This is a genomic window from Paroceanicella profunda (assembly GCF_005887635.2).
In the GTDB taxonomy this organism is placed as follows: Bacteria; Pseudomonadota; Alphaproteobacteria; order Rhodobacterales; family Rhodobacteraceae; genus Paroceanicella; species Paroceanicella profunda.
The window spans coordinates 1,005,963-1,027,621 of the sequence record NZ_CP040818.1; the positions used below are offsets into that span (position 1 = coordinate 1,005,963).

Here is a 21,659-nt window from a genome sequence, read left to right on the forward strand (position 1 = left end):
CGCGGGGCGCATGGCCCCGCACCCCCGCGATCCTGCGCCGGGTCGCGCCGGTCTGGCAATGCTCTCTTCGCCGCCGCCTGCCCGATAATCCGGCAGCCGGGCGGCGGCGCCCGGGAAGCGGTAACGGGGCGCTCAGAAAAAGCTCATCGGGTCGATGTCGATGCTCACCCGCACCCCGGCCCCCGGCCGCACCGAGTCGCGCCAGGCCCGGGCGGCGGCCTGCAGCGGCGCGCCCTTCGGGGCCTTCAGCAGCAGCCGCACCCGGGTGCGGCCGCGGATGCGCGCCACCGGTGCCAGCGCCGGCCCGAACAGCGTCACCCCGGCGCGCTCCAGCAGGCCCGCCGCCCGCCCCAGCGCCCTCGCGGTCTCGAAGGTGCGCGCCTCGTCCGGCCCGGAGACCACGACGCCGGCCATGCGCCCGTAGGGCGGCGCGCCGGCGGCCATGCGCTGCGCCGCCTCGCTGCGCCAGAACGCCTCCTCGTCCCCCGAGAGGATGGAGCGGATCACCGGGTGGTCCGGCTGGTGGGTCTGCACCAGCCCCAGCCCCGGCCGCTCGGCGCGGCCCGCGCGCCCGGCCACCTGGCGGACCAGCTGGAAGGTCTTTTCCGCCGCGCGCAGGTCGCCGCCCTGCAGGCCGAGGTCGGCGTCGATCACCCCCACCAGCGTCAGCAGCGGAAAGTTGTGGCCCTTGGCCACCAGCTGCGTGCCGATCACGATATCCGCCGCGCCGGAGGCGATCTCGTCGATGCGCTCCTTCAGGTCCCGCGCCGTGGTGGCGAGGTCGGAGGAGAGGATGGCCACCCGCGCCTCCGGGAAGCGCGCCGCCACCTCCTCGGCCAGCCGCTCCACCCCGGGGCCGATGGGCGCCAGCTTGCCCTCCACCTCGCAGTTCGGGCAGGCGGTGGGAATCGGTGCCGTCGCCCCGCACTGGTGGCACATCAGCACCCGGCGGAACCGGTGTTCGACCATGCGCGCGTCGCAGTGCGTGCAGCCGATCTGGTGCCCGCAGGCCCGGCACAGGGTGAGCGGGGCAAAGCCCCGGCGGTTGAGGAACAGGAGCGACTGTTCGCGCGCCTCCAGCCGCTGGCGCATCGCCGCGGCCAGCGCCGGCGAGATCCAGGTGTTGGAGGCCATCTCCTGGCTGCGCATGTCGATGGCGCGCATCTCGGGCAGCACCGCGGGGCCGAAGCGCTCCGGCAGGTCGATGCGGGCATACTTGCCGGCCTCGGCGTTCGCCCAGCTCTCCAGCGAGGGCGTGGCGGAGGCGAGCACCACCTGCGCGGAGCCGAGCGCGGCGCGCAGCACCGCCATGTCGCGGGCATTGTAGAGCGCGCCGTCCTCCTGCTTGTAGGAGCCGTCATGCTCCTCGTCGACGATGATCAGGCCAAGGTCGCGGAACGGCAGGAACAGCGCGGAGCGCGCGCCGATCACCAGCCGCGCCGCGCCTTCGGCCACCGCGCGCCAGCAGCGCCGGCGCTCCGCCATGGAGGCGCCGGAATGCCATTCCGCCGGCCGGGCGCCGAAGCGCGCCTCCACCCGGTCGAGGAAATCCACCGTGAGGGCGATCTCGGGCAGCAGCACCAGCGCCTGCCGCCCCCGCGCGAGGCATTCGGCCACCGCTTCGAGATAGACCTCCGTCTTGCCCGAGCCGGTGACCCCCTTCAGCAGCGTGGTGCCGTAGCGGCCGGAGACGACACCGGCGCGGAGCGTTTCCGCCGCCTCCGCCTGCAGCGCGGAGAGCGCCCGGCCGGGATGCGCCGCGTCCAGCTCCGGATAGGGCGGGTCGCGCGGTGCTTCGCCGGCGATGAGCACCCCCTGTGCCTCCAGCCCCTTGATGACGGAGGTGGAGACCCCCGCCTCCGCCGAGAGATCGCCCAGCGAGAAGCCCAGCCCGCCATGGGCGCGGACCGTCTCCAGCACCCGCGCCCGCGCCGGCGTGAGGCGCGAGGGCTCCGCCGGCCCGGCCCGGTAGACCCGGCGCGCGCCCGGCGCCTCGCCCAGCCCCGGCGCACGGGTGGCGAGGCGCAGCATCGCCGGCAGCGGGGTGAGCGTGTACTCCGCCGCGCGCTCCAGGAAGGCGCGCATCGCCGGCAGCATGGGCGGAATGTCCATCCGCGCGCTCACGCTGCGGATGCGCTTCGGGTCGAAGCCGCCCTCACCCGGGCCCCAGACCACGCCGATCACCTGGCGCGGGCCCAGCGGAACGCGCACGAAATCGCCGGTGCTCACGCCGTCTTCCGGGGCCTTGTAGTCCAGCAACCGGTCCAGCGGCTCCGTGGTCAGCACCGCGACAAGCCTGCCGGCGGAAAACTCAGCCCCGTCCATGCCGCCCCCCGCGCCCGGCCCGGGCGCCGAACCCTTCCCCCGGCGCGCGCCGGGGCCGCGCCATCTGCGCCTCCATATGCGTCTCCCCGGGTTTCACGTTGCCCGCCCTTGCGCTATATAGCCGTCCGGGCAAGCGGTTCGGGCAGCCCGGCCCGGCCCGGCCCCCAGACATCGGAGCGCATGGCATGAAATTCTTCGTGGACACGGCTGAAATCGACGAGATCGCCGACCTGACCGCGACCGGCATGGTCGACGGCGTCACCACCAACCCCTCGCTGATCATGAAATCGGGGCGCAACTTCCTCGAGGTGGTCAAGGAAATCTGCGACATCGTGCCCGGCCCGGTCAGCGCCGAAGTCACCGCGCTGAAGGCAGACGAGATGATCGCCGAGGGCCGCAAGCTGGCCGAGATCGCCGAGAACATCACCGTCAAGGTGCCGCTCACCTGGGACGGGCTGAAAGCCTGCAAGACCCTCTCCGACGAGGGCAAGATGGTCAATGTCACGCTGTGCTTCTCCGCCAATCAGGCGCTGCTGGCAGCCAAGGCCGGGGCCACCTTCATCTCGCCTTTTATCGGCCGGCTCGACGATATCAACATCGACGGTCTCGACCTGATCGCCGAGATCCGCCAGATCTACGACAACTACCACTTCTCCACCGAGATCCTCGCGGCGTCCATCCGCTCCGCGAACCACATCTCCGAATGCGCGAAGATCGGCGCCGACGTCGCGACCATGCCGCCCTCGGTGCTGCGCAAACTCGCCGATCACGTGCTGACGGACAAGGGTATCGACTCCTTCGTCGCAGATTGGGCGAAAACTGGACAGAAAATCATCTAAGAGTAACACTTGCAGTTAACTCTTAAGTGATTCGCGAGCAGCAAGACATGCCCACTCCCCTCGAGGATTCCGCTGAGTTCAAAGCCCAGATCCTCAAGGATCCGGAGGCGCTTCTCGAAGACGCCGAAGTGATGAAAGCCCTGATTTCGGCCGGTGAGGCCCGGATCGGCCGCAACGTGGTCGACCTGAGGGGAGTGCTTGTCGAGCGACTGGAGAGCCGGCTGGGCCGGCTCGAGGACACCCACCGCTCGGTGATCTCGGCCGCCTACGAGAATCTCGCAGGCACCAACCAGATCCACCGGGCGGTGCTGGCGCTGCTCGATCACCAGGACTTCGGCACCTTCCTCGACACCGTGGCGAACGACCTGCCCAACATCCTGGCGGTGGATTTCGTGCGCGTCGGGCTGGAAACCACGGAGCGCGAGGCGGGCCTGCCCGTCGGGCCGGTCGGACCGCATGCCGCCGTGGCGGTGGCCCTCGCGCCGGGGGCGGTCGCGGCACGTTTCGGGGTTCCGGGCGCCGGCGGCACCCACCGCGCGGTGCTGCTGCGCCAGAGCCAGGCCGCGGACAGCCGCCTGTTCGGCGACCGCGAGGGCTCCGTGCGCTCAGAGGCGCTGCTGCGCCTCGACCTGGGGCACGGCCGCCTGCCGGGCCTGCTCATCCTCGGCGCCGAGGACCCGCGCCGCTTCAGCCCGGACCAGGGCGTCGACCTGCTCACCTTCTTCGGCGCCGTGTTCGAGCGCGCCCTGCGCCGCTGGGCCGCATGACCGCCGCCTCGGAGGGCGCTGCCGCGCTGCTCGAGGACTGGCTCACCCATCAACGCGTGCTGCGCGGCAGCCGGCCCCTCACCATCGAGGCCTACCGGCGCGACGTGGCGGGCTTCCTCGGCTTTCTCAACCTGCATCGCGGCGGACCGGCGGGGCTGAGCGCGCTCGGCACCGTCACCCATTCCGACATGCGGGCCTGGATGGCGCGGGAGCGCGAGCGCGGGCTCTCCGCCCGGTCGCTGGCGCGGGGGCTTTCGGCGGTGAAGGGCTTCTTCCGCTGGCTGGCGGAGCACCGCGCGGTGGAGGCCCCGGCCGTCCACGCGATGCGCGGGCCGCGCCTGCGCCAGCGCCTGCCCCGGCCCATCGCGCGCGAGGCGGCGAGCGCCCTGCTCGACAGCGCCGAGCTTCAGCACCCCGAAGCCTGGATCGCGGCGCGGGACCGGGCGGTGCTCACCCTGCTCTACGGCTCGGGGCTGCGCATCTCGGAGGCGCTCGGCCTGCCGCGCGGCACAGGCGTGCTGCCCGACGTGCTGCGCATCACCGGCAAGGGCGGCAAGGAGCGGCTGGTGCCGGTGCTGCCGGTGGCGCGGGCGGCGGTGTCGGAGTACCTGCGCCTGTGCCCGCACGACCCCGGCGCCACCGGGCCGCTGTTCCTGGGCGCGCGCGGCGGGCAGCTCAATCCGCGCACCATCCAGAAGCTGATGGAAGTGTGCCGCGCTCAGCTCGGCCTGCCGGCCACGGCCACGCCGCATGCGCTGCGCCACAGCTTCGCCACCGCGCTGCTGGAGGCCGGCGGAGACCTGCGCGCCATCCAGAGCCTGCTCGGCCACGCCTCGCTGTCGACCACGCAGGTCTACACCTCGGTCGACCAGGCCCGGCTGATGGAAATCTACGCCTCCGCCCACCCGAAAGGCGGAGGCTGAGCCACCGGATGCGGCACCGAATTGCCTTTCGCTCGCTCCGGATGACGGTTTAATGTGCCTCGCATGACACAGACAACCGCGACCCGCGCCGCATGACAAAACGTCTCCAAGCCTTCTCCGTGCACCTGCTGACCGCCACCGGCGCGGTCTTCGCGCTGCTCGCCATGTTCGCCGCCGCGCGGCAGGACTGGAGCCTGATGTACATCTGGCTGGTCGTCGCCCTGGCGGTGGACGGCATCGACGGCCCGCTGGCCCGGCACTACGAGGTGAAGTCCTACGCCCCGCAGTGGGACGGGGTGCTGATGGACCTGATCATCGACTTCCTCACCTACGTCTTCATCCCGGCCTTCGCGCTGGTCGAAAGCGGGCTGCTGCCCGGCTGGGCCGGCTGGTTCACCGCCATCCTCATCACCTTCTCCTCCGTGGTCTATTTCGCCGACACCCGGATGAAGACCTCCGACAACAGCTTCTCCGGCTTCCCGGGCTGCTGGAACATGGTGATCCTGGTGTTCTTCGCCACGGAACCGGCCTGGTGGACGGTGATCGGCCTGTCGGTGATCCTCGCCCTGGCACAGTTCTTCCCGATCAAGTTCGTGCACCCGGTGCGCACCGACCGCTGGCGCGCCATCAGCCTGCCGGCGATCGTGCTGTGGACCGGTTTCGCCGGCTGGGCGGCGGCGGCCCGCTTCGACCCGCCGGTGCTCTGCACGCTGGGGCTGCTGGTCACCTCGGCCTACCTGCTCGGCGCCGGGGCGGCGCAGCAGGTCTTCCCGCCCCGCACCTCCGGCCGGCGCGCCTGATCGCGCTGCCCGGGCGGGGGATGCCCCGCACATCGGCAAGGCGCCCGGGCCCTCGCCAGCTCCCCGGACGCCAGCTCTCCCGGCCCGGCAGCGCCGCCGGGCACCGGCTCTTCTGGCCCGGCAATACCCCCGGGCCCCGCGCGCACCGCGGCCCGGCGGCCCGGCCGGCGGATGCGGCCGCGCATCGAACCGGGCGACGCCACCCGCCACAACCGGGCGCGGGCGCCGCATTATCGCTTTCTTTCGGGGCCGGAACGCTGTATGGAGCCCGGAGCGCTGGCGGGAGCTTCCCACCGGTGCCATGATGCATACGACTCTGCTGGACGACATCCCGGCAGCAGCCGTTCCGAAAAACTCAGATTTGAGGAGATCCCCGATGTCGATCACGCCCGACGTGAAAGAAAACCTGATCAAGGAATACGCCACCAAGGAAGGCGACACCGGTTCGCCGGAAGTCCAGGTTGCGATCCTGACCAGCCGCATCACCACGCTCACCGAGCATTTCAAGGCCCACAAGAAGGACAACCACTCCCGCCGTGGTCTCCTGAAGATGGTGTCCCAGCGGCGCAAGCTGCTCGACTACGTCAAGGCGAAGGACGTTGAGCGCTACCAGTCGCTCATCCAGCGCCTCGGCATCCGCCGCTGACGCGGCTGCGGACACGCGCCCTGCGGGGCGCGTTTTCGTTTCGCTGACCGGGGTACGGGCCCCCGCCCCGCCGGACACCGGCGCGGCACCGCCCGGATGACCGACCGGACGCAAGCTCCGAGGCTGACCCTCGGCTGAAGACGATCGATCGCCGCCCGGCCCGGAACCGGCCGGCCAGCGCAGACCAGGCTGGCGCCCGACCCGCCCGCAACCCCGCTCCGGGCACGCGGACCCAGGGCCGGGCCCCGGCCGGATACCAGGCCGACGGCCTGCAGACCACACCGCCCCCCGGGGCATGACTGACCGAATGGCGCACCCGGCCCAAGGCTCCGGCCGGACTGCGTGGAAAGCAAAGCAGAGCCCGCCCCGTACGGGGGCGTATTGGGCCGGCCCAGGGGGGTCGCGCCCCGATGAAAAGGAAATCGGATGTTCAACGTTACCAAGAAGACGATGGAATGGGGCGGCGAGACGCTGACGCTTGAGACGGGCAAGATGGCCCGCCAGGCCGACGGCGCCGTCGTCGCGACCCTCGGCGAGACGTCGGTTCTCGCCACCGTCGTGTACGAGAAGAAGCCCAAGGTCGGCTTCGACTTCTTCCCGCTCTCCGTGCATTACCAGGAAAAGTACTACGCTGCGGGCAAGATCCCCGGCGGCTTTTTCAAGCGTGAAGCCCGGCCGACCGAGAAGGAGGTCCTGACCTCCCGCCTCATCGACCGCCCGATCCGCCCGCTCTTCGTGCCCGGCTTCAAGCACGAGACCCAGGTGATCGTGACCGTGCTCAGCCACGATCTGGTCAATGACCCGGACATCCTGGGCATGATCGCTACCTCCGCGGCGCTGACCCTCTCCGGCGTGCCCTTCATGGGCCCGATCGGCGCGGCGCGCGTCGGCTTCGTGGACGGCAAGTACGTCCTGAACCCGGCCGTCGAGGACATGAACAAGCTCAACGAGAAGCCGGACCAGAAGCTCAACCTCGTCGTCGCCGGCACCGCCGACGCGGTGATGATGGTGGAATCGGAGGCCTATGAGCTCTCCGAGGAAGAGATGCTGGGCGCGGTGACCTTTGGCCATGACGCGATGAAGCCGGTGATCGACCTGATCATCGACCTCGCCGAGACCGCCGCCAAGGAGCCGTTCGACTTCCAGCCGGAAACCAACGACGCGCTCACCGCCAAGATCCGCAGTCTCGTCGAGGCCGACCTGCGCGACGCCTTCACCACCGTGGACAAGATGGAGCGCCAGAACAAGGTCTCCGCCGCGAAGGACAAGATGAAGGCCGGCCTGACGGAGGAAGAGCTCGAGGGCAACTTCGCCGGCACCGCCTTCAAGGCCGTGGAATCCGACATCGTGCGCAACGCGGTGCTCGACACCGGCAAGCGCATCGACGGCCGCGACCTGGTCACCGTGCGCCCGATCGTCTCCGAGGTCGGCATCCTGCCCCGCACCCATGGCTCCGCGCTGTTCACCCGTGGTGAGACGCAGGGCCTCGTGGTCACCACGCTGGGCACCGGCGATTCCGAGCAGATCATCGACGCGCTCGAAGGCGAATGGCGCGAGCGTTTCATGCTGCATTACAACTTCCCCCCCTACTCGGTGGGTGAGGCGGGCCGCATGAGCTCCCCCGGTCGCCGCGAGATCGGCCATGGCAAGCTCGCATGGCGCGCGCTGCAGGCCGTGCTGCCGGCCGCGACCGACTTCCCCTACACGATCCGCGTGGTCTCCGAGATCACCGAATCGAACGGCTCCTCCTCGATGGCCAGCGTCTGCGGCGCCTCCCTGTCGATGATGGATGCCGGCGTGCCGCTGAAGGCACCGGTCGCGGGCGTGGCCATGGGCCTCATCCTCGAGGGCGATCGCTTCGCCGTGCTCACCGACATCCTGGGCGACGAGGATCACCTCGGCGACATGGACTTCAAGGTGGCCGGCACCGAAGCGGGCATCACCTCGCTGCAGATGGACATCAAGGTGGCCGGCATCACCCCGGCGATCATGGAGCAGGCCCTCGCCCAGGCGAAGGGCGGCCGTGTCCACATCCTCGAAGAGATGTCCAAGGCGCTGACCTCGGGCCGGAACGAGTTCTCGGTCCACGCCCCGCGCATCGAGACCATGACCATCCCGGCCGACAAGATCCGGGAAGTGATCGGCTCGGGCGGCAAGGTCATCCGCTCGATCGTCGAGGAATCCGGTGCCAAGGTCGACATCAACGACGACGGCCTGATCAAGATCGCCTCCGCCGATGGCGCGGCCATCGAGAAGGCCCGCGAGCTGATCTACTCGATCGTCGCCGAGCCGGAAGTCGGCCGCATCTACACCGGCAAGGTCGTGAAGCTGATGGACTTCGGCGCCTTCGTGAACTTCTTCGGCAAGCGTGACGGGCTGGTCCACGTCTCCCAGATCGCGCCGAAGCGGATCAATCACCCCTCCGACCTCCTCAAGGAGGGCCAGGAAGTGAAGGTGAAGCTGCTGGGCTTCGACGACCGCGGCAAGGTGCGCCTCGCCATGAAGATGGTCGATCAGGAAACCGGCAAGGAGATCACCGAGGAAGCGGCGGAGTAATCCGCCCGCCCCGGCCCTCCGGCCCCGAGCACTGAGGAAACCCCGGCCCGCGCGGCCGGGGTTTTTTCGTGTTCCGGGGGCACTCCTGCCTACCGGCCCTCTCCGGGGCAGCCCGGTCGAGGGGGCCCTCCGGCCCTGCCTTGCCTGCCGTCCCCGGTCGGGCGGCGCCCCCAGTGTTTCCGCCCTGTCGCACCAGTGCGCGCGGCCCCCCCGGCTCCGCACCCGCGCCACAGGCTTCGCACCACGCGGCCGACGCCGGCAATCCCCGGGCTGCGCGCCCGCCCGTTCCGCGCCGACGGGCCTCCGCCCGGGCGGTGCGGGTTCCGCGCGTGGCCCGGGCCGCTGCCGGCGGATGGCCGTCTCGGGCCCGGGACGGCGCATGGACCCCGGGCGGCACGACGTCCCGCCCCCTGCCCGCAACCTTTGCGATTGACGCCGCCGGGAATTTCGGGCCTCGGTGGAGCACCCTTCATCAGGCCCGGACCCATGGCAGAACAGAACACCCTTCGCGGCATCCTCTACATGGTGCTCGCCACCATCGTCTTCTCCGCGCAGGACGGGCTCTCGAAGCACCTCGCGGAGGCGGCGAACCCGATGTTCGTCATCATGGTGCGCTACTGGGCCTTCATGATCTTCGTCACCGTGATCTCGGCGCGCAGCCCCGGCGGGCTCAGCGCCGCGGTGCACACGAAGCAGCCGCTCCTGCAGGCCGCGCGCGGCGTGCTGCTGGTGCTGGAGATACTCGTCACCGTCTGGGCCTTCACCCTGCTCGGCCTCGCCGCCACCCATGCCATCTTCGCATGCTACCCGCTGCTGGTGGTGGCCTTCTCCGGGCCGGTGCTGGGCGAGAAGGTGGGCTGGCGGCGCTGGTCCGCCGTGGGGGTGGGCTTCCTCGGCATCCTGGTGATCCTGCGCCCGGGCCTCTCGGTGATCGACCCGAACGCGCTGGTGGCGCTGGTGGCCGCGGGCATGTTCGCCGCCTACGGGCTGATGACCCGCCTCGCCTCGCGCAAGGACCCCGCCACCACCTCCTTCTTCTGGACCGGCATCGCCGGCGGCGTGACGGCCTGCGCCATCGGGCCGTTCTACTGGACCGGCTTTTCCGCCTCGGACTGGGGGCTGATGGGCATCCTGTGCATCACCGGCGCCGGCGGGCACTACCTGCTCATCAAGGCGCTGGAGACGGCGGAAGCCGCCACCGTGCAGCCCTTCGCCTACCTTCAGCTCGTCTTCGCCTCCTCCATCGGCATCTTCTTCTTCGGCGAGCACGTGGATGCCTGGACGGTGACCGGCGCCGCGGTGATCGTGGGCGCCGGGCTCTACACCTTCTGGCGCGAATCCGTGCGCAAGCGGCGGGCCTGAGGCCCCCGGCTCTCTGGCCAAGGCGGCGTGAACCCACTATGACGGTCGCGCAACTTTCCGCCGGGTGAGACATGAGCACGGAACACCAGACCATCCGCCCCCAGCCGGGCATTCTCGACATCGCGCCCTACGTGGGCGGCGAGAGCAGCCTCAAGGGCGTGAACCGGGTCATCAAGCTGTCCTCGAACGAGAACCCGCACGGGCCCAGCCCGCGCGCCATCGCGGCCTTCCGCGACACGGCCGCCTCCCTCGCGCTCTACCCCGACGGCGGCCATGCCGGCCTGCGCCGTGCCATCGCCGAGGTGCAGGGGCTGGACGCGGAGCGGGTGATCTGCGGCGCGGGCTCCGACGAGATCATCTCCCTGCTCTGCCAGGCCTATGCTGGCCCGGGCGACGAGGTGATCCACACCGAGCACGGCTTCTCCATGTACCGGCTCTGCGCCCTCGCCAACGGCGCCACCCCGGTGGAGGTGCGCGAGCGCGAGCGGGTGACGGACGTGGACGCCATCCTCGCCGCCTGCACCGAGCGCACGAAGCTCGTCTTCCTCGCGGACCCGAACAACCCCACCGGCACGCTGGCCGGTGCGGGCGAGCTCGCCCGGCTCGCCGCCGGCCTGCCGCCGCAGGCGCTGCTGGTGATCGACGGCGCCTATGCCGAATACGTGCGCGCGCCGGGTTATGACGCCGGCCTCGCGCTGGTCGAGGGCCGCGACAACGTGGTGATGACCCGCACCTTCTCCAAGATCCACGGGCTCGCGGCGCTGCGCGTGGGCTGGGGCTACGGCCCGGCGCATGTGATCGACGTGCTGGCCCGGGTGCGCGGGCCGTTCAACGTCTCGCTCCCGGCCCTCGCGGCCGCCGAAGCCGCGATGCGCGACGTGGAGTACACCAGCCATTGCGTGGTGCAGAACGAGGTCTGGCGCGACTGGCTGGCCAAGGAACTGCGCCGCCACGGCGTGCCGTCCGACCCCGCGCACGGGAACTTCATCCTCGCGCGCTTCGACAGCCCGGAAACGGCCCTCGCCTGCGACGAGGCCCTGCGCCGCCGCGGGCTGATCGTGCGCCGGGTGGCGGGCTATGGCCTGCCGGACTGCCTGCGCCTCACCGTGGGCGACGCGGACGCCTGCCGCCTGCTGGCCGAGGCCATCGGCGCCTTCATGACGGGAACGCATCCATGACCACGCAGCCTTTCCGCCACGTGGCGCTGATCGGGCTGGGGCTGATCGCCTCCTCGATCTCCCACGCCCTGCGCCGCACCGGGCACGACCTGCGCATCACCGGCTACGCGCGCTCCGCGGCCACCCGGCACCGGGCGGCGGAACTGGGTCTCTGCGAGGTGCGCGACAGCGCGGCGGAGGCCGCGGCCGGCGCCGATCTCGTCATCCTCTGCGTTCCCATGGGCGCGATGGAGCAGGTGGCACGCGAGATCGCCCCCGTGCTCACCCCCGGCACCGTGGTCTCCGACGTGGGTTCGGTGAAGGCCTCCGTGCTGGAAGCGGTGGCCCCGCACATGCCCACCGGTGTCACCTTCATTCCCGCGCATCCCATTGCCGGCACGGAACATTCCGGCCCGGACGCGGGCTTCGCGGAGCTGTTCGACAACCGCTGGTGCCTGATCACCCCCTCGCAGGACACCAACCCGGCGGAGATCGCGCGCCTGCGCGTCTTCTGGGAAGAGCTCGGCGCCCGGGTGGACGAGATGGAAGCCGCGCATCACGATCTCGTGCTTGCCGTCACCTCCCATGCGCCCCATCTCATCGCCTACACCATGGTCGGCGTTGCGGATGATCTGAGACGCGTGACAAACAGTGAAGTCATCCAGTATTCTGCTGCCGGGTTTCGGGATTTCACACGCATTGCCGCGTCGGATCCGACGATGTGGCGCGATGTGTTCCTGACCAACAAGGACGCGACGCTGGAAATTCTCGGGCGGTTCACGGAAGAACTCTTCGCCCTTCAGCGCGCGATTCGAACAGGGGACGGAGACATGCTGCACGCCTATTTCACCCGGACACGCGCCATCCGGCGCAGCATCGTCCAGGCCGGGCAGGACACCGACGCACCGGATTTCGGCCGCCACACCCGGAAGAGCAGCCGTTGAGGCTGCGTCTCGCCGCGGCGCTGGCCGCGCTGGTTGCCTTCTCTGCAGCCGCTCCGGCGCAGCAGGCAACCCCGACACCTCCCGAAACCGGGGTGAACGTCACCCCTTTGCCGAAGCTGGACCTCGCGCCCGCCGGAACCGGCGCGGACGCCGCGCGCAGCGATCTCGCGCCGCTGACCGGCAGCGCGAACCCGGGGACGGCCGCCGGCACCCTGCCCGACGCCATCCGCTCCGCGGTGGAAACCCCGCAGGCCGAGGGCGCGCCGCAGCCCGCGGCCACCCCGGATGCCGCACCGGCCACGCGGGCCGCGCAGCAGGACACCCCGGCTCCGCAAGCCGCCCCTGGCCCGACGGCGGCCCCCCGCGCGCCGGCCGTCGCCTCCGAGGCCGCGCCCGCCGCCTCTCCGGCCGCTTCGGCTGAAACGGCACCGGCCCCGGCAGCATCGCCCGCCGGAACGGCATCCGACACCGCGGCACCTTCGGCCGATGCCACGTCCACCGCCGCACCTTCCCCCGAAGCGCCGGCGACCGCCGCGCCCGATCGGGCCACCCCGGAGACGGCCACCGCGCCGGCCCGGGCCCCGGCGCCGAACCCCTCCGTGGCCCGCGAGAGCGCCACGCCGCGCGCCGCCCCGCGCTCGGCGCGCACGCCCTCGGCCCCCGAGACCGCCGCCGCGCCCAGCAAGGCTCCGGCCGCCGCGCTGCCGGCTCCGCAGAACGCGAACCAGCCGCGCCAGCGCCCGGGCACGTCCACGGCCCCCACCGTGGCCGCCAGTCCGGAGAAGCCGGGGGCGGCGGCGCGGCCCGGCCCGGCCGCGCCGCAGGACAGCCGCCAGCCGGCCCGTGCCACCGGCACCACCGGCCAGGCACCGCGCGAAGCCGCACCGCCGCAGCGCCGCCCCGCCACCGCGCCCGTCCAGGGCGCGGCTCCCGGACAGGACCCGTCCGGAACAGCGGCCGGCGGCACAGCCCCGGCCGCTTTTTCGTCGCCCACGCAGGGGCTTCCCGCTCCGCACCCGTCCTATCCCCTGGGCGTGGCCGCGAGCAGCCCCCAGGCCCCGCGCGTCGCCAGCCGACCGCGGCCGCGCGGCGCGGTGCCGCTGCGCGCGGCCGGGCGCAACACCGGGCCGGAGCGCATCACCTTCGCCGCCGCGCGGCCCTCGGCGCGGGCCCGCACCCCGTCGGGCGCGATGATCTGCGATGACCCCCGCCTCTCCGGGCAGGCCGTCACCCAGATCGTGAGCGCCGAGCCCGGCTGCGGCATCGCCCAGCCGGTCCGGGTCACGGAAGTGTCCGGCGTGCGGCTCAGCCGGCCGATCACGGTGAATTGCCGGCTGGCCTCGCGCCTCGCGGACTGGATGGAGGACAGCGCCGTGCCCGCCGCGCTGTCACTGGGCACCGAGCTGGTGTCGGTCGACACCGTCGCCTCCTATTCCTGTCGGCCGCGGAACAACCGCGCCGGGGCGAAAGTGTCGGAGCATGGCCGGGGCAACGCCGTCGACATCGCGGCCTTCAACCTGGCCAATGGCCGGCAGGTGACGGTTCTGGAGGGATGGCAGTCCGGACGCGACCGGCCCTTCCTCGCGGCGCTGCACAAGCGCGCCTGCGGGCCGTTCGGCACGGTTCTGGGGCCGAATTCGGACCGGTATCACCGCAACCACTTCCACCTCGACATCGCCGAGCACAGCAACGGCGCCTACTGCCGCTGAGCGCGGCACCGCGGGCCGGCCGGGGCATTCGCAACCGGCCGGCCCCGGAGCGGCTGCCGGGCGCAACCGGCCGGAACGGCCGCGCGACCGAGGCAGGGGGAGTGGTGCCCTTCAGCAGGCCCGGCGCGCGCGGGCACGGGCCCTTGCCGCTCCGAGAAATCACTTTTCAACAGGTGCGGAGATCGGGGGTATCCCGGCAGGCCTCACGGCAGCGCACGCAATTGCGTGCGACCCTGTCGCACCATGTGCCCGGACGTGCTGCCGCGGAAAGCCCCTCAGGGGCTCTCAGGGGGAGGATCTCAGCGCCTGAACCGGTCCGGCACACGGGGGGAGACCGAAGCGGGCTGACAGAGCGCCGCTGCGGCCCGGGCCGGCCCTGCATGTCCCGGCCCGGGCGCCTCAGCGCCCCTTGCGGTCCATCTCGGCGGATTCGATGCTGAACAGCGAGCGTTCGAGCTGCACGCCGCGGCGCATCTCGGAGAGCACGACAGTGGTGATGCCGCCGTTCTCGTCCCGCACGATCCACTGGCGCAGCTCCAGCGGGTTGTCGGAGAACACCATGGTGATGTCGCCCTTCCTCGGCGCGTCGGGGTCCAGCGCGCGGACGCGCAGCTGGCCGCCCTCGCGCTCCACGCTCTGCACCGCGCCTTCGCGGGCCAGGTCCACGCGGTCGCGCAGGATGAGGTCCAGCGGCGTCTCCCCCAGCGGGTAGCGCTGCGCGCCGGCGTTGGAGGCCCGGTCCACCACCGCCACCCAGGTGCCGTCGGAGACGACCACCGCCGGGTTCGGCGGGGCGTATTCGAACCGCATCAGGCCGGGCTTGCGGATGTAGAACTTCCCTTCCGAGATCGACCCGTCCGGGTTGGTCTGGATGAAGCTCCCCTCCATGGTGGTGAGACCGTTGAGGTAGTTCGAGATCCGCTGGACATCGGCTCCGCTCTGCGCTGAAGCGCCGGTGGCAGCCAGAAGGGCGATTGCGGCCATGCCGCCGAGAAAACTGCGCTTGTTCATGCCCCTGAGATAGCTCCTCGCCATGGGAATTCCAGCCTCGCGCCCGGGCACATTCACGCGAGCCCGCGCCGGGCGGTGATCCGCGCGACGCCCAGGGCCTCGAGCACCTTCGCCTCGATGTCCGGCGCCTGCATGGCGGCGGCTGCATACATGGCGGCCGGGCTGTCCTGGTCGATGAACGTGTCGGGCAGCACCATCATGCGGAACTTCAGCCCGGCGTCGAACACGCCCTCGTCGGCCAGAAGCTGCGCGACCTGCGCGCCGAAGCCGCCCGCGGCGCCCTCCTCGATGGTGATCAGCGCCTCGTGCTCCCGCGCGAGGCGCAGGATCAGCTCGCGGTCCAGCGGCTTGGCGAAGCGTGCATCGGCGATGGTGGGGGAGATGCCCCGCGCCAGCAGCGCCTCGCGCGCGGCGAGGCATTCCGGCAGGCGCGCGCCGAAGGAGAGGATCGCCACGCGGCTGCCCTCGGTGATCACCCGTCCGCGGCCGATCTCCAGCGGCTGGCCGCGCTCGGGCATCTCCACGCCCGAGCCCTCGCCACGCGGGAAGCGGAAGGCCGAGGGCCGGTCATCGAGCGCCGCGGCGGTGGCCACCATGTGCACCAGCTCCGCCTCGTCCGCCGCCGCCATCACCACGAAGCCGGGCAGGTTGGCGAGGAAGGCCACGTCGAAGGCGCCGGCGTGGGTGGGCCCGTCGGCCCCCACCAGCCCGGCGCGGTCGATGGCGAAGCGCACCGGCAGGCGCTGGATGGCCACGTCATGCACCACCTGGTCGTAGCCGCGCTGCAGGAAGGTGGAGTAGATGGCGCAGAAGGGTTTCAGCCCGCCCGCCGCCATGCCGGCGGCGAAGGTCACCGCATGCTGCTCGGCGATGCCGACATCGAAGCAGCGGCGCGGGAAACGCTCGGCGAAGAGGTTCAGCCCGGTGCCGTCCGGCATCGCGGCGGTGACGGCGACGATCTTGCCGTCCGCCTCCGCCTCGCGCACCAGCGACTTGGCGAAGACGGAGGTGAAGGAGGGCGCGTTGGAGGGCGATTTCTTCTGCTCGCCGGTGAGCACGTCGAACTTCGCCGTGGCATGGCCGCGGTCGCGCGCGCGCTCGGCGGGAGCGTAGCCCTTGCCCTTCTGGGTGATGGCGTGGATCAGCACCGGCCCGTCGGCCCGGGCCTTCACCGTGCGCAGCACCGCGAGGAGCTGCTCCATGTCATGCCCGTCCACCGGGCCGATGTAGGAAAAGCCCAGCTCCTCGAACAGCGTGCCGCCCACGGTGACGGATTTCAGCAGCTCCTTCGCGCGCCGCGCGCCTTCCTGGAAGGGGAAGGGCAGAAGCTGGGTGAGGCCCTTGGCCGCCGATTTCATCTCCTGGAAGGGCGCGCCGGCATAGAGGCGCGAGAGATAGGCCGACATCGCCCCCACCGGCGGCGCGATGGACATCTCGTTGTCGTTGAGGATCACGATCAGCCGGCGGCCCATGTGGCCGGCGTTGTTCAGCGCCTCATAGGCCATGCCGGCGGAGATGGCGCCGTCGCCGATCACCGCGATCGCATCGCCCAGCCCGCCCTCGCACGTGCCGCCCAGGTCCCGCGCGGTGGCAAAGCCGAGGGCGGCGGAGATGGAGGTGGAGGAATGCGCGGCCCCGAAGGGGTCATACACGCTCTCCGCGCGCTTGGTGAAGCCGGAGAGCCCGCCGCCCGAGCGCAGGGTGCGGATGCGCTCGCGCCGGCCGGTGAGGATCTTGTGCGGGTAGCACTGGTGGCCCACGTCCCAGATCAGCTTGTCGCGCGGGGTATCGAACACGGCGTGCAGCGCCACGGTGAGCTCGACCACGCCCAGCCCGGCGCCCAGGTGCCCGCCGGTGACCGAGACGGCAGAGATGGTCTCCGCGCGCAGCTCGGAGGCGAGGCGGGTGAGCTCGGGGTCGGTGAACGCCTTCAGGTCGGCGGGTTCGGACACGCGGTCGAGCAGCGGGGTGGCCGGCCTGTCGCTCATGGGTCCTCGTCCTTCCGTCTGGGTTCCTGTCGCTCCGGCCCCCGGGGGAGGGGGCGGAGAAGGGGGTCAGCTCTGCCGCGCCACGGCGAAGCGGGCGGCCTCGCGCAGCGGGTCCGCCACGGCGCCGAAGCGGTCCAGCCGCGCCGTGGCCTGTGCCACGAGCAGATCGGCCTGCCGCGCCGCCTCGTCAAGGCCGAGCAGGCTGACGAAGGTGGCTTTTCCGGCCGCGGCATCCTTGCGCAGGCGCTTTCCGGCCAGGGCGGGGTCTCCGGCGACATCGAGGATGTCGTCGCGGATCTGGAAGGCCCGGCCGAGCACCTCGGCATAGCCGTCCAGCGCCTCGATGTCCTCGACGCTGGCCCCGCCGAGCAGGGCACCGGCCCGGGTGGCGGCCCGGATGAGCGCACCGGTCTTGAGCGCCTGCAGCCGGCCGATCTCGGCGAGGCTGAGCGGGCTGCCCGCGGTCTCCGCGGCAATGTCGATCGCCTGGCCGCCCACCATGCCGCGCTGGCCGGAGGCCCGGGCGAGATCGAGGCAGAGCGCCGCGCGCACCGCGCCGTCGGGATGCGTGTCCGGGTGCGCGAGGATCTCGAAGGCAAGCGACTGCAGCGCGTCCCCGGCCAGAACGGCCGTCGCCTCGTCCCACTTCACGTGAACGGTGGGCTGGCCGCGGCGCAGGCTGTCATCGTCCATGCAGGGCAGGTCGTCATGCACCAGCGAATAGGCGTGCAGGCATTCCAGCGCCACGGCGGCGCGCTCCGCCCGCTCCGGCGCGACATCGTAGATCGCCGCGGAGGAGACCACCAGGAAGCCGCGCAGCCGCTTCCCGCCGCCCAGCACCGCGTGGCGCATCGCGGCGGCCACCTGCCCCTCGGGCCCGGCCGGCAGCGGCAGCAGCGCCTCGGCGCGGCGCTCCACGCGCTCGGCCGTGCGCGTCAATATGTCGACGAAACTCACCGTGAGCATGATCAGGAAATATCCACCGCTCGCGCGGAAGCGGGCTTTCCGTCCGGGCCGAGGGTGATCTGGGCGACCTTCTCCTCGGCGGCGGCGAGCTTGCCTTCGCAATGCTTGCGCAACTCGGCGCCCCGCTCGTAGAGCGCAATGGATTCCTCGAGCGGCACGGCGCCGGACTCCAGTTGCCCCACCACCTGTTCGAGCGCGGACATCGCCTCCTCGAAACTCATTTCCGCCACCGGCTTCGCGGTCATTGGCCCCGCTCCATCAACACAGATACATGCGCGGCCACCGAGGCCGCGAGTCCCTCAAGGTCATAGCCGCCTTCGAGACTGGATACCAGCCTGCCCCCGCAATGCGCCTCCGCAATGTCGCAAAGACGTTCCGTCACCCATGCGAAATCCTCCGGGCCCCAGTCCAGCATGGCCAGGGGGTCGTCGCGATGAGCGTCGAACCCGGCGGAAACCAGCACGAGTTCCGGACGGAAGGCGTCCAGCGCCGGCAGCACCAGCTCCTCCATCCGGGCGCGGAAATACGCCCCGTCGGAGTGCGGCGGCAGCGGCACGTTGAGCACCTGGCCATGTGCGCCGCGCTCGGACTGCGCGCCGCTGCCGGGAAACAGCGGCCGCTGGTGGGTGGAGGCGAAGAGCACGCGCGCCTCGTCCCACAGCAGGTCCTGGGTGCCGTTGCCGTGGTGGACGTCGAAATCCACGATCGCGACGCGGGCGAGCCCGCGCCGCTCCAGCGCGTGTTTCGCGGCGATGGCCACGGTGCCGAACAGGCAGAAGCCCATCGGCGTGCGCGCCTCCGCGTGGTGGCCCGGCGGGCGGCAGCCGACGAAGGCATTCGCCGCCTCCCCCGCCAGCACGAGATCGACCGCATGGATCGCCCCGCCGACCGCGCGCAGCGCCGCCGCCCATGTGCCCGGCGACATCCAGGTGTCCGCATCGAGCGGCACCAGCCCCTCCGACGGCCGGGCCATGCGGATGGCCGCGACATGCTCGGGCGGATGGGCCAGCAGCAAGTCCTGCTCCTGCGCCTTCGGGGCCTCGACATGGTGCAGCGTGGCGAATTGCGGGGTGCCCAGCACGCGCAGCACGGCCTGCATCCGGGCAATGCGCTCGGGGTGGCCCTCCGGCATCTCGTGGCGCAGGCAGTCCGGATGGGTCAGGAAGACAGTGGACATGGCTGGCGTCTCCGGGGGTCCCTGGGCAGTCGTGTTGGGGGAAACCATTAACCATTGCCCGGGGGCACACAAGCCCGGCCGGCGCCCGTCAGCCGGGGGGCGTCAGTCCGGGGTGAGCATGTAGCCCGCGCCGCGCACAGTCTGCAGGTAGCGCGGGGCCTTGGGGTCCTTCTCGATCTTGCGGCGCAGGCGGGTGATCTGCACGTCGACGGCGCGCTCCTGCGCGCCGCCCTCCGTCCGGCCCAGCTCCTCGACCAGCCGCACCCGGCTCACCGGTTCGTGCGGCGTGCCGGAGAGGATACGCATCAGCGCCACCTCGGTGGAGGTGAGGCGCACCTGCTCCTCACCGCGCCACAGCTCCGCCCGGCCCGCGTCATAGCGCACATCGCCCAGCATGAGCGCGCGGGGCAGCTGCGCCGGCGGCTCGGCCGGCGCCGAGCGGCGCAGGATGGCGTTCACCCGCAGCAGCAGCTCGCGCGGCTCGAAGGGCTTGGCGAGATAATCGTCCGCCCCGCGCTCCAGCCCGGTGATCCGGTCATCCGTGTCGCCCCGCGCGGTGAGCAGGATGATCGGCGTGGCCAGCGTGCGGCGCAGCGACCGGGTGAGCTCGAACCCGTCCTCCCCCGGCATCATCACGTCCAGGATGATGAGATCGAATTCCAGCCCGCCCAGCAGCCGCCGCGCATGGGCGGCGTCCCGCGCAGGTGTCACCCAGAATCCGTTCCTGGCCAGAAACCGCGCGAGCAGCTTCCGGATCCTCTCGTCATCGTCGACGACCAGCACATGGGCATCGCGCCTGGTTTCTTCCGACGTCACGTCACGTTCGTCCCCGTTCAACGAGACCGATGATACGCTCCCTGCGCTCCGGGTCCACCATCTGTTCGAGAACGCGGCGGAATCCGGCCACGGCGTCGGAGCCCGCCTCGCGGTAGGCCCGGCGCACGCGCTCGCGCTGCGCGGCCGAAAGCTCGCGCTCCAGCGCCGCGCCGCGTTCGGTGAGGGTGAGATTGCGCTGGCGCCGGTCCACCTTGCCCACCGCGCTCTGCACCAGCCCGTCGGCCATGAGCTGGCGCAGCACCCGGTTGAGCGACTGTTTCGTCACCCCCAGCATGTCGAGCAGGTCGGCCACGGTGAGCCCCGGGCGGCGGTTGATGAAATGGATGGCGCGGTGATGCGCGCGGCCGTATCCGTAGTCCTCCAGAATGCGGTCCGGGTCCGAGGTGAAGGATTGGTAGGCGAAGAACATCAGCTCGATGCCCTGGCGCAGCTGGTCGTCCGTGAGGAAGAGCAGCTGCTCCCCGCGGGACATCGTGGCCGCCGGTGCGGTGCTGTGCGTGGTCATCGTCTCGCTCCCCTGTCTCGGTTTTTCACAGTTTAAGTCAGGCTTATTGACATTCCAAGGACCAAATGATAGCCGCATACCCTGTTTTCGGTAACTTCCTGTCGCGGTGAAACACATACGCGCAATTTCCGGAAAAAAATCAAGGGGCTGAAGCCCTGGAATCGAAAGGTTGAGACTATGGCCGGTGCCTATGACGATCGCGATGGCTGGATCTGGGTGGATGGCACGATGGTGCCGTGGCGGGACGCGAAGGTGCATGTGCTCACCCACGCGATGCACTACGCCTCTTCGGTGTTCGAGGGCGAGCGCTGCTATGACGGCACCATCTTCAAGAGCCGGGCGCATTCCCAGCGCCTGATCGCTTCGGCCGCCGCCATCGACATCCCGCTGCAGTACTCGGTTGACCAGATCGAGGCCGCGAAGACCGCCACGCTGGAGAAGAACGGCCTGACGGACGCCTATGTGCGCCCCGTCGTCTGGCGCGGTTCGGGCCCGGACATGGGGGTCGCCTCGGCGCGGAACCCGGTGCACATGGCCATCGCGGTGTGGGAATGGGGCGCCTATTACGGCGACGCGAAGTTCAAGGGCGCGAAGCTCGACATCTCGGCCTGGAAGCGCCCCTCGCCGGAGACCATCCCCTGCCATGCCAAGGCCTCGGGCCTCTACATGATCTGCACCATGTCCAAGCACGCCGCCGAAGCGAAGGGCTGCTCGGACGCGCTGATGTTCGACTATCGCGGCTACGTGGCCGAGGCCACCGGCGCCAACGTGTTCTTCGTGAAGGACGGCAAGGTCCACACCCCCACGCCGGACTGCTTCCTGAACGGGCTCACCCGCCAGACGGTGATCGGCATGCTGAAGGACCGCGGCGTGGAAGTGATCGAGCGCCACATCATGCCCGACGAGATGGAGAGCTTCGAGCAGTGCTGGCTGACCGGCACCGCCGCGGAAGTGACCCCGGTGGGCCAGATCGGCGACTACAATTTCGAGGTCGGCGCCCTCACCCGCACCATCGCGGAAGACTACGAAAAGCTGGTGCGCGGCAAGCTCTGAGCCCCCCTGCCCCGCCTCCGCCTGCCTCGCCCCTGCCGGGCGGGGCACCGCGCGCCCCGCGCCCCGCGAAGGGCCATGACGCGGGCGGATGTGG

19 protein-coding genes are annotated in these 21,659 nt (G+C 71.1%); 11 read left to right on the forward strand and 8 right to left on the reverse strand.

The genetic code is table 11. The features are described 5' to 3' along the window. Positions 1-132: 132 nt before the first annotated feature. Positions 133-2,325, reverse strand: coding sequence for a primosomal protein N' (locus FDP22_RS04570; protein ID WP_138575503.1), 2,193 nt, complete (start codon positions 2,323-2,325; stop codon positions 133-135). Positions 2,326-2,510: 185 nt separating this feature from the next. Between FDP22_RS04570 and fsa the strand changes: the two genes are divergently transcribed. The 10 genes from fsa (at position 2,511) to FDP22_RS24840 (ending at position 14,028) form a co-directional block, all read left to right on the forward strand. After that, on the forward strand, positions 2,511-3,164 hold the full coding sequence (fsa, locus tag FDP22_RS04575; protein ID WP_138575505.1) for a fructose-6-phosphate aldolase: 654 nt from the start codon (positions 2,511-2,513) through the stop codon (positions 3,162-3,164). A 47-nt stretch (positions 3,165-3,211) separates the two neighbouring features. Beyond that, positions 3,212-3,931, forward strand: coding sequence for a DUF484 family protein (locus FDP22_RS04580; protein WP_138575507.1), 720 nt, complete (start codon positions 3,212-3,214; stop codon positions 3,929-3,931). After that, a complete protein-coding gene (locus tag FDP22_RS04585) occupies positions 3,928-4,854 on the forward strand; it encodes a tyrosine recombinase XerC (protein WP_138575509.1) in 927 nt (308 codons plus the stop codon). The genes FDP22_RS04580 and FDP22_RS04585 overlap by 4 nt, the downstream gene beginning before the upstream one ends. A gap of 92 nt (positions 4,855-4,946) precedes the next feature. Further along, a complete protein-coding gene (locus tag FDP22_RS04590) occupies positions 4,947-5,654 on the forward strand; it encodes a CDP-alcohol phosphatidyltransferase family protein (protein WP_138575511.1) in 708 nt (235 codons plus the stop codon). Positions 5,655-6,030: 376 nt separating this feature from the next. Beyond that, positions 6,031-6,300: a 30S ribosomal protein S15 gene (rpsO, locus tag FDP22_RS04595; RefSeq protein ID WP_138575781.1), complete on the forward strand. Its 270-nt coding sequence runs from the start codon at positions 6,031-6,033 to the stop codon at positions 6,298-6,300. A gap of 426 nt (positions 6,301-6,726) precedes the next feature. Continuing rightward, positions 6,727-8,856: a polyribonucleotide nucleotidyltransferase gene (gene pnp, locus FDP22_RS04600; protein WP_138575513.1), complete on the forward strand. Its 2,130-nt coding sequence runs from the start codon at positions 6,727-6,729 to the stop codon at positions 8,854-8,856. 486 nt (positions 8,857-9,342) lie between these two features. After that, positions 9,343-10,218 carry a DMT family transporter gene (locus FDP22_RS04605; protein ID WP_138575515.1) on the forward strand — a complete coding sequence of 292 codons (876 nt, stop codon included), beginning with the start codon at positions 9,343-9,345 and terminating at the stop codon, positions 10,216-10,218. A gap of 71 nt (positions 10,219-10,289) precedes the next feature. Further along, positions 10,290-11,396 (forward strand): histidinol-phosphate transaminase, encoded by a 1,107-nt coding sequence (hisC, locus tag FDP22_RS04610; RefSeq protein ID WP_138575517.1) that lies wholly within the window; start codon positions 10,290-10,292, stop codon positions 11,394-11,396. Beyond that, positions 11,393-12,319 carry a prephenate/arogenate dehydrogenase family protein gene (locus FDP22_RS04615; RefSeq protein ID WP_138575519.1) on the forward strand — a complete coding sequence of 309 codons (927 nt, stop codon included), beginning with the start codon at positions 11,393-11,395 and terminating at the stop codon, positions 12,317-12,319. The genes hisC and FDP22_RS04615 overlap by 4 nt, the downstream gene beginning before the upstream one ends. Next, positions 12,316-14,028, forward strand: coding sequence for an extensin family protein (locus FDP22_RS24840; RefSeq protein ID WP_239031865.1), 1,713 nt, complete (start codon positions 12,316-12,318; stop codon positions 14,026-14,028). The genes FDP22_RS04615 and FDP22_RS24840 overlap by 4 nt, the downstream gene beginning before the upstream one ends. 399 nt (positions 14,029-14,427) lie before the next feature. Here the strand turns inward: FDP22_RS24840 and FDP22_RS04625 are convergent, their stop codons facing one another. From FDP22_RS04625 to FDP22_RS04655, 7 genes are all read right to left on the reverse strand, one after another. Next, the gene (locus FDP22_RS04625; protein ID WP_170317590.1) at positions 14,428-15,039 is read right to left on the reverse strand and encodes a LolA family protein; all 612 of its coding nucleotides are present in this window, start codon (positions 15,037-15,039) and stop codon (positions 14,428-14,430) included. A gap of 53 nt (positions 15,040-15,092) precedes the next feature. Further along, positions 15,093-17,027: a 1-deoxy-D-xylulose-5-phosphate synthase gene (dxs, locus tag FDP22_RS04630; protein ID WP_138575523.1), complete on the reverse strand. Its 1,935-nt coding sequence runs from the start codon at positions 17,025-17,027 to the stop codon at positions 15,093-15,095. A gap of 66 nt (positions 17,028-17,093) precedes the next feature. Next, positions 17,094-17,984, reverse strand: coding sequence for a polyprenyl synthetase family protein (locus FDP22_RS04635; protein WP_138575783.1), 891 nt, complete (start codon positions 17,982-17,984; stop codon positions 17,094-17,096). Between the two features lie 11 nt (positions 17,985-17,995). Further along, positions 17,996-18,238 (reverse strand): exodeoxyribonuclease VII small subunit, encoded by a 243-nt coding sequence (locus FDP22_RS04640; RefSeq protein WP_138575525.1) that lies wholly within the window; start codon positions 18,236-18,238, stop codon positions 17,996-17,998. After that, the gene (locus FDP22_RS04645; RefSeq protein WP_138575527.1) at positions 18,235-19,170 is read right to left on the reverse strand and encodes a histone deacetylase family protein; all 936 of its coding nucleotides are present in this window, start codon (positions 19,168-19,170) and stop codon (positions 18,235-18,237) included. The genes FDP22_RS04640 and FDP22_RS04645 overlap by 4 nt, the downstream gene beginning before the upstream one ends. Positions 19,171-19,272: 102 nt before the next feature. Continuing rightward, positions 19,273-19,986, reverse strand: coding sequence for a response regulator (locus FDP22_RS04650; protein WP_138575529.1), 714 nt, complete (start codon positions 19,984-19,986; stop codon positions 19,273-19,275). A 1-nt stretch (position 19,987) separates the two neighbouring features. Next, complete coding sequence (locus FDP22_RS04655; protein WP_138575530.1) at positions 19,988-20,512, reverse strand: MarR family winged helix-turn-helix transcriptional regulator; 525 nt, start codon at positions 20,510-20,512, stop codon at positions 19,988-19,990. 177 nt (positions 20,513-20,689) lie between these two features. Between FDP22_RS04655 and FDP22_RS04660 the strand changes: the two genes are divergently transcribed. Further along, complete coding sequence (locus FDP22_RS04660) at positions 20,690-21,565, forward strand: branched-chain amino acid aminotransferase (protein WP_138575531.1); 876 nt, start codon at positions 20,690-20,692, stop codon at positions 21,563-21,565. Positions 21,566-21,659 lie beyond the last annotated feature (94 nt).

Bases quoted from the DNA above. Each gene is read 5' to 3' on its own strand.
- FDP22_RS04570 (WP_138575503.1), bottom strand. From the start codon at position 2,325: ATGGACGGGGCTGAGTTTTCCGCCGGCAGGCTTGTCGCGGTGCTGACC.
- fsa (WP_138575505.1), top strand. From the start codon at position 2,511: ATGAAATTCTTCGTGGACACGGCTGAAATCGACGAGATCGCCGACCTG.
- FDP22_RS04580 (WP_138575507.1), top strand. From the start codon at position 3,212: ATGCCCACTCCCCTCGAGGATTCCGCTGAGTTCAAAGCCCAGATCCTC.
- FDP22_RS04585 (WP_138575509.1), top strand. From the start codon at position 3,928: ATGACCGCCGCCTCGGAGGGCGCTGCCGCGCTGCTCGAGGACTGGCTC.
- FDP22_RS04590 (WP_138575511.1), top strand. From the start codon at position 4,947: ATGACAAAACGTCTCCAAGCCTTCTCCGTGCACCTGCTGACCGCCACC.
- rpsO (WP_138575781.1), top strand. From the start codon at position 6,031: ATGTCGATCACGCCCGACGTGAAAGAAAACCTGATCAAGGAATACGCC.
- pnp (WP_138575513.1), top strand. From the start codon at position 6,727: ATGTTCAACGTTACCAAGAAGACGATGGAATGGGGCGGCGAGACGCTG.
- FDP22_RS04605 (WP_138575515.1), top strand. From the start codon at position 9,343: ATGGCAGAACAGAACACCCTTCGCGGCATCCTCTACATGGTGCTCGCC.
- hisC (WP_138575517.1), top strand. From the start codon at position 10,290: ATGAGCACGGAACACCAGACCATCCGCCCCCAGCCGGGCATTCTCGAC.
- FDP22_RS04615 (WP_138575519.1), top strand. From the start codon at position 11,393: ATGACCACGCAGCCTTTCCGCCACGTGGCGCTGATCGGGCTGGGGCTG.
- FDP22_RS04625 (WP_170317590.1), bottom strand. From the start codon at position 15,039: ATGAACAAGCGCAGTTTTCTCGGCGGCATGGCCGCAATCGCCCTTCTG.
- dxs (WP_138575523.1), bottom strand. From the start codon at position 17,027: ATGAGCGACAGGCCGGCCACCCCGCTGCTCGACCGCGTGTCCGAACCC.
- FDP22_RS04640 (WP_138575525.1), bottom strand. From the start codon at position 18,238: ATGACCGCGAAGCCGGTGGCGGAAATGAGTTTCGAGGAGGCGATGTCC.
- FDP22_RS04645 (WP_138575527.1), bottom strand. From the start codon at position 19,170: ATGTCCACTGTCTTCCTGACCCATCCGGACTGCCTGCGCCACGAGATG.
- FDP22_RS04655 (WP_138575530.1), bottom strand. From the start codon at position 20,512: ATGACCACGCACAGCACCGCACCGGCGGCCACGATGTCCCGCGGGGAG.
- FDP22_RS04660 (WP_138575531.1), top strand. From the start codon at position 20,690: ATGGCCGGTGCCTATGACGATCGCGATGGCTGGATCTGGGTGGATGGC.